The organism is Methylobacterium sp. P3_A11, from assembly GCF_056403155.1.
The window spans coordinates 1-4,205 of sequence record NZ_JBFUGA010000200.1 but is presented as its reverse complement, the minus strand read 5'-3'; the positions used below and the strand labels follow the sequence as shown (position 1 = coordinate 4,205).

Annotated in this window: 3 protein-coding genes and 1 pseudogene; 1 reads left to right on the top strand and 3 read right to left on the bottom strand. The window is 63.7% G+C overall.

Annotated elements, in window-relative coordinates; all coding sequences use genetic code 11:
* Positions 1-168, top strand: a pseudogene (locus tag AC1DXK_RS30325) (IS6 family transposase); the annotation flags it as partial.
* Between the two features lie 330 nt (positions 169-498).
* Here AC1DXK_RS30325 and AC1DXK_RS30320 read toward each other — a convergent pair.
* From AC1DXK_RS30320 to AC1DXK_RS30310, 3 genes are all read right to left on the bottom strand, one after another.
* Positions 499-2,466 (bottom strand): hybrid sensor histidine kinase/response regulator, encoded by a 1,968-nt coding sequence (locus tag AC1DXK_RS30320; protein ID WP_456686039.1) that lies wholly within the window; start codon positions 2,464-2,466, stop codon positions 499-501.
* Positions 2,467-3,119: 653 nt separating this feature from the next.
* Positions 3,120-3,329 (bottom strand): cold-shock protein, encoded by a 210-nt coding sequence (locus tag AC1DXK_RS30315; RefSeq protein ID WP_456686040.1) that lies wholly within the window; start codon positions 3,327-3,329, stop codon positions 3,120-3,122.
* Between the two features lie 144 nt (positions 3,330-3,473).
* A complete protein-coding gene (locus tag AC1DXK_RS30310; RefSeq protein ID WP_477299661.1) occupies positions 3,474-4,175 on the bottom strand; it encodes an IS6 family transposase in 702 nt (233 codons plus the stop codon).
* Between the last annotated feature and the right edge of the window lie 30 nt (positions 4,176-4,205).

The following is a 4,205-nucleotide window of genomic DNA, read 5'->3' as shown; positions in this document are numbered from 1 at the left end:
CTGCAGGGCTTCACGTCGCCAGGCTCAGCCCAGCGGTTCCTGTCGATGCACGCGGCCACCTACAACACCTTCACCGTTCCCCGCCACCTCGTCTCAGCCCCCACGCACCGACTCTTCCGAGCCGAGGCGTTCGCGACGTGGCGCAGGGCGGCTGGCGTGGCGGCTTGAAACTAGCCAGCGTACGATTTCCTGCGGCTACGTCCGACAACGTGACAAGCCCCCATGTCGGCCGCCTTCGGGGCATTCCACTGCGAACAGGCCGGACAGACCTTCATAACGATGCGAGAGCCATGAACGAACGCGAGGCCGCGACCACGGAAGGTGGTCTTGCCTTGGGGAAGGTCGTTCAACATCGGCCCTCATTGCGGACTGATGCAGGTTGGAGTCAATGAACCGTAGAGGTTCCCCGCCTTGTTCCATCTGCACAGCTCGCGGACAACAGGACCGGATCATATGGGCGGATCAAGGCCCAAGCCCTCGGTCTGGTCTGGCCACGGACTATGGCGCGGAGCGAGATAGAGGGACGACATTGCCTCCTCGCGTAGAAATCGCGACCGCCGAAGCCGTTCTCTCGATAGCGACGATGAGCGCTGCGGGCTTGTAGGGCTTTGAGATCAGCGGGAAGCCTTCCTTGATCGCCCTGGCCGCCTGATCGCTGTAGCCGGTCGCAAGCAGTACTGGCAGAGCGGGCCAGTGGCTGCGCACATACTGCGCCAAATCGAACCCGTTCATCTCTCCTGGCATCACCAGATCGGACAGGATCACGTCGAAGGGCTGCCCCGAGTTCAGGACGTGCAGGGCTTCCGAAGCGTTGGCGCTCCTCACGACCGTGTGGCCCCGCTCAGCCAGCACCGAGGCCGCGACTTCCGCCACCTGCGCATTGTCCTCAGCCAGCAGAACGCGAAGCGGGCGCACGACCTCGCCAGGATCGTTGCCCACCCGTTCTAGCTCCACAACCTGCTCCCGCGATCGTGGCAGCGAGATCGTGAAGGTCGTACCTTGGCCGACTTCACTCGCGATGCGCACGGAGCCGCCTGACTGCTGGGCGAAGGCGTAGACCTGCGGCAGCCCCAGCCCCGTACCCTTGCCCACGTCCTTGGTACTGAAGAACGGCTCGAAGGCGCGGGCGACCACCTCGGGCGGCATGCCGGACCCGGCGTCACTCACCGCGATCGCGACGCTCTGTTCAACGTCACTGCCGGGCGCAGTGACATTCTCCGTTCTGATCCGGAACTGGCCACCTCTGGGCATGGCGTCGCGCGCATTCACCGCGAGGTTGATCAGTGCGATTTGAAGCTGGGCCGAATCAACCTCTGCGGGCCAAAGCTCATCCGCGAGATCGAACACCATGTCGATGTCCCCTCGCAGCGACTGCCTCAGCATGTCGTCCATGTTGAGGATCAGCCGGTTCAGGTCCAGAACTTCGGGCTGGTGCATGTGGCGACGCCCAAAGGCGAGCAACTGCTGGGTCAGCTTACGCCCCTGCTCCACCGCCTGGACCGCGTTGTCGATCAGGCGCTCGCGTCGCTGCTCCGGCGCGCGGCGCAGGAGATCGAGGTTGCCGAGGACAACGGTCAGGATGTTGTTGAAGTCGTGTGCCACGCCGGAACTCAGGCCCCCAAGCGCCTCCATCTTCTGCGCCTGCAACAGCGAGGCGCGCCCCTTCTCCAGGGTCTCCTGCGCATTCCGCCGGTCGGTGATGTCGCGGGTGACCTTGGCGAAGCCGACAAGCCGCCCGGTATCGTCGCGGATCGCGTCGATGACCACGCTCGCCCAGAAGCGGGTGCCGTCCTTGCGCACCCGCCAGCCTTCGGCCTCGAACCGGCCTTCCCGTCTTGCCGTCTCCAAAGCCCTGACAGGCACCCCGGCTTCCCGGTCCTCCTCGGTGTAGAAGCGGGAGAAGTGCTGCCCGACGATCTCGGCTTCCGTGTAGCCCTTGATGCGAGCCGCCCCCGCGTTCCAGTTGGTCACGAAGCCGCCAGGGCTCAGCATGAAGATGGCGTAGTCGGTGACCCCCTGCACGAGTAGCCGGAAGCGCTCCTCGCTCTGGCGAAGCGCCTCGCGTGCGACTTTCTGCCCGCTGATGTCCCGCGTGATCTTGGCGAAGCCAATGAGCGTACCGGACGGGTCGCGGATCGGGTCGATGATGACGTGCGCCCACATGCGGGTGCCGTCCTTACGCACGCGCCAGCCTTCCTGCTCAAAGCGCCCCTCGTTGGCCGCGGTCGCGAGCGCCCGTTTGGGCAACCCGGTCTGCCGGTCCTCCTCGGTGTAGAAGCGCGAGAAGTGCTGCCCGATGATCTCGGCCTCGGTGTAGCCTTTGAAACGCTCCGCCCCAGGATTCCAGCTTGTTATGATGCCGGTGGGATCGAGCATGTAGATGGCGTAGTCTGTCACCGACTGGACCAGAAGCCGGAAGCGCTGTTCGTCTGCGCTGTCGGTGGCGGCCCCAAACTGGGATGCCATGCATGTACCTCTCTGCGCGGCCCGACCCGTAGCAAAGAAATGCCCAAGCGTGTCGCCTACATCAAGCTCCAAAGTTGGATTTTCGTTCCCGGAACTGCCCCGAATAACGGGCGCCGGATGTGAAAATACAAAAACAAGTCTCAGTTTATACGTCTATAGTCTCTAAGATTTGTCTTCATAAACATTGCAAGCGGGTTTAGTGACTGCGCTTGATGCATCAGAAGGCGTGAGCAGTTAAGCGGGTGCAAGCCCGAAGCGTATGTCGGTCGGCCGTCGCCGCATGCGCTGATATAGCCCTGGCTCTACCCAGCGGCTCGATACGATGAGTAAGGCCGCCCTGGTGTTCCGGGTGCGGGCTTGTTGCGACTGCGCCGACGAGGCCGCACCGTGAGACCGTACCCCGGAGTTTCGGCGCTCAGCCCCAAGCTGATCGCTGGCAGCTACCTCGGCCGTTATGGTTAACAGATCGTTGCTGGCGGTCTGCGCTGGTCGTGTGTCGGCCCCGTCGCCCGATCTGATCACAGGCTGACGGGGCTCAATGCCGTTCCTCACGGCAGGGGCCAAATACGCAACACGGCCCGAGGGCAGAATGCGGGAGCGCGGTTACCCAAGCCTCAATAGCGGCCTCCGAGTTTACCCTGGAACGGGACCGCTCAGGCACTCTTCAGATTGGCGGCGCTCTCCTTACCGCTGCGGCGGTCGGTCTCCATCTCGTAGGAAATCTTCTGCCCTTCAATCAGGTTGCGCATGCCTGAACGCTCGACAGCGGAGATGTGCACGAACACGTCCTTGCCGCCGTCATCCGGCTGGATGAAGCCGAAACCCTTGGTTTCGTTGAACCACTTCACGGTGCCTGTAGCCATCGAGGTATCCTAATCATCGTCAGCGCATGAGGTAGGCGCTGTAGGCACGAACCGACTGTCTTGGCCGACCGTTCCGTAAGGGTGCGGAAGACGGGCTTGTCACGTTGTCGGACGTAGCCGCAGGAAATCGTACGCTGGCTAGTTTCAAGCCGCCACGCCAGCCGCCCTGCGCCACGTCGCGAACGCCTCGGCTCGGAAGAGTCGGTGCGTGGGGGCTGAGACGAGGTGGCGGGGAACGGTGAAGGTGTTGTAGGTGGCCGCGTGCATCGACAGGAACCGCTGGGCTGAGCCTGGCGACGTGAAGCCCTGCAGCTTGCGCTCTCGTCGTCGCACCGGGACGTGCGAGCTCTCGGCTCGATTGTTCGCCCGCTTCTCCTGAACGTGCGATGTCCGTTTCAAAGTCATCTCGCGAAGGGCAGCGCCGTAGGCCGGGCATTTGCCCGTGACCCACGCCTCGAGTTCCATGCCCTGCTTCGTCAGGAGCTTGCGCATCAACTTCTGGGCCGCGTGCTTGTCCCGCTTGGTTTGGACCAAGACGTCGAGCACCTCGCCTTCGGCATCGACGACGCGCCACAGGTACATCTGCTTGCCGCCGATCCGGACGAACACCTCATCGAGGTGCCAGCGCGCGTGCGGCTTCGGRCGCCKCKTCCGCAGYYCSCGCGCGATGACGGGACCGAAGGTGAGCACCCAGCGGCGGACGCTCTCGTACGTGACGATGATCCCGCGCTCGGCCAGGAGCTCCTCGACATCGCGGTAGCTGAGGGTGAAGCGAAGGTACATCCAGACGGCGCGCTGGATCACGTCACGTGGGAAGCGGTAGCCGGAGTACGAGAGCGGGCTCATACGGCCCGGCTACGACGCTCGATCGACCGC